This is a genomic window from Methylosinus sp. sav-2 (assembly GCF_004366495.1).
Classification (GTDB): domain Bacteria; phylum Pseudomonadota; class Alphaproteobacteria; order Rhizobiales; family Beijerinckiaceae; genus Methylosinus.
Window position 1 is genome coordinate 1 of the sequence record NZ_SOEJ01000040.1, and the last position, 2786, is coordinate 2786.

The following is a 2786-nucleotide window of genomic DNA, read 5'->3' on the forward strand; positions in this document are numbered from 1 at the left end:
TCCGGACCAGCTCCGCTGATCGCCTGTTGCTCACCCCACGCCTGCGGGCGTATCAACCGCCGGGACTCAAATCGCCGCTGGATGAAACTTCGGGGCACATCAATCGAGCGTTCCGTCGTAGGTCCAAAGATCGAAATAGCCGTAGACCGTGCTCTTGAGCGGCAAATCCTTCGGGACGCGCGCCACTGGCCGCCGGTCGAGAGCACAAACATCAAGCCATTCACGACCGCGCGCATCTCGATTGTGCGCTTCCCGCCACCGCGTTTCGCAGGCGGGATCGGCGGCTCGACAAACGCCCATTCCGCGTCCGTCATGTCGCTCGGGTAGCGCAATTTGCTACGATCGTATCGTGCGCGGTTTTCATTCGTCCACATCGGCGGTCTCCGCGAGAATCAGACCGCCTCTATTGAATCACAAGCGATTCATCCGATTCACCTTGTCTTCGGACCGACACTCAGAGGCGCCCAATGAACGTGAATGTTCTTGAAGCGGGGGCGATTGGCCGACCGAGGGACCGCTTGTCCCATAAATGCATAAGGAACAATGGGCCGAAAGTAAACAGCCCGTCCGCCAGAATCTGGAAGAAATATCCCCGTGTCTGCATGTAGAAGCCGAAGAATACCGGCACGAGCGCGCACCCGGCGATGCGGGCTTCTCGTCCCAGGTGGTTGAGGCGACGGACGAGATGGATGGCGAGACAGAAATACAAAAATGCCAATATGGGCAGTCCAACCCAGCCGAACTGCAGCAACATTTCCACATGCTGCGGCGCGGAGACGCCGGCCTGTTCGACACCCTCGGTGCTGAATCCGCCCAAATAGTGGGCTAGATAATCCGGCCCAGGCTTGTCCTTCCAGATGAAGCTCGGAATGAGACGCGCCATTCCCACGATCCACGGCTTGCCGAAAATGAGCTCGGGCAACGGGTTGGAGGCGGTAAATGAAAACGCATAAAGCGACCCGACCTCTCCGCCAAACGAAAACAGGATGTCCGTCCAGGTCATGCCATCGAGCTTAGCGAGGTCGACGCCTTGGCCGTAGGTCCTGGCCTGGCCCATGGCGTTGCCGCCGAGGATCCCGACAATTGTCCCGACGACAATGTAACTCACCCTGATCTTGATACGGCGCATGAGCAGGAAGCTCGCGGCCACGGTGTAGCCCATGAAGATCAACCGGGTCCGGAAACCCGTTGTCAGCAGTATCAGGCATACGACTACCAGGACTACAAGTGACCGCGCGTTGAAATTCTCCCGAATAAGAACGACGAGTGTGAGCGGTAACAGCATCGTGAAGGACATATTGAGAAAGGAAAAATCGCTCACATCCGCCGTGATGGACGCCGAATAATTCTCGTCCGCCATGAGGTTGAGGCGCCCCAAGGCCACGGTGACTGCAATCCCTGCAGCTGCCGACGCTGCGAGAAACCAGAAAACCGCATCACTCGACCGACGCTCGACCAACCGAGGCCGCGCCGGATCGACGGCTAGGTCGCGGCGTCCAGCTACGCAGGCAGCGTAAGCTCCCAACGCATACAATAGGACTGCGAAATGCGGCCATTCAAGCGTTGTGAGAACCATCCCGAAGTGGGCTTCGTTGTTGCCCGAGAGTGAGATAGCGGGCATGACGAAGAAATAGGTAATGGCGGTCAGCGCCATCATGCTCGGTAGGCACATTGCTCCTAGTACGAACCTTCCCGCGGAAACGACAAAGATTGCTATGAGCAGGACGACCGTCACGATGCCTATTCCTGATGTAACGAGTCCCATACCTACCTCCCACGACTGCCGCACGAGCGGGACCGTCTATCGGCTCCGAGCTGTTCCTTGGCGACGATGACGAGGCGCTCCCTCGGCCTCGTCACTGTAGCGGCCGCCGTGGCTGGCGCTACTCTCCGGAACGATACGCTAACGCGGATGACACAGGGTTCACATCGATCTAGTGTCCGTCTTTGCCACGCTGCCGCAGTATGGTTGAGTAAGCACTCCGCCCACGGAGGATCGAAAGGCGTACCTTCGGCACGGGGGGTGACATAGCGCTTGGAGTGTCGACAAATCTATCCGTTCGTATCCATAGGGCTCCCTGGGGTTCCGGTGCAAACGGCGTGACCGGGACATAATCCGGCTCTGTCGCGAATTTTTCTCACGGGTCGGTTGGGGCTATGATCGCGGGGCTGGGGCAAGGCCGAGCTGATCTGGCGAAAGGGGCCGTGGCGAAGCTTCGAGGCGGTCGAGTTCGCCACGCTCGAATGGATCGACTGGTTCAACAACCGCAGACTGCTCGAGCCGATCGGAAACATTCCGCCGGTAGAAGCCGAAGCGCGCTACTATGCGCAACTCGAGGAGCCCGCCATCGCGGCGTGACTCAGACGAAATGGCCTCCGGCGATCCCGGCGCGGTTCATCTCGTCGGCGCGATCCTGCTCGAGACAAACGATGAATGGGCCGTGCAGCGCGGTCGCTATATGACGCTGGAAACCATCGCGTCTTTGAGCGATGATCCCATCGTCAGGCTGTCCGCTGTGACCGCCTGATCCTGCCGGCCAAAGCCGGAAATCCCAGTGTCCGCCTCGATCCAGCTACACCACGCTCTGGGACACGATCGCTGCCGCGACACTCCCCACGCTCAGCACCGCCCATAACCCCGGCGTCCGGTTCCGCCCTCGGAACGATTATGTCCCGGTCACGCCGTTTGCACCGTATCCCTCCGGCGGCGGCCGCCTGGCGTTGATTGCGGTTTTTGAGATAGCTGCCTGACAGGTGGCGCGATGATCGTGTCCGCTTCTATTACA

Annotated in this window: 1 protein-coding gene and 3 pseudogenes; 2 read left to right on the forward strand and 2 right to left on the reverse strand. The window is 59.5% G+C overall.

Annotated features, from left to right (window positions below; translation table 11 throughout):
* Positions 1 to 102: 102 nt before the first annotated feature.
* A pseudogene (locus EDE12_RS21595) lies at positions 103 to 374 on the reverse strand (transposase); the annotation flags it as partial.
* Positions 375 to 454: 80 nt separating this feature from the next.
* Positions 455 to 1735 (reverse strand): hypothetical protein, encoded by a 1281-nt coding sequence (locus EDE12_RS21600; protein ID WP_134188311.1) that lies wholly within the window; start codon positions 1733 to 1735, stop codon positions 455 to 457.
* Between the two features lie 441 nt (positions 1736 to 2176).
* Between EDE12_RS21600 and EDE12_RS21605 the strand changes: the two are divergent.
* Positions 2177 to 2359, forward strand: a pseudogene (locus EDE12_RS21605) (IS3 family transposase); the annotation flags it as partial.
* A 40-nt stretch (positions 2360 to 2399) separates the two neighbouring features.
* Positions 2400 to 2528: pseudogene (locus EDE12_RS21610) on the forward strand (IS256 family transposase); the annotation flags it as partial.
* Positions 2529 to 2786 lie beyond the last annotated feature (258 nt).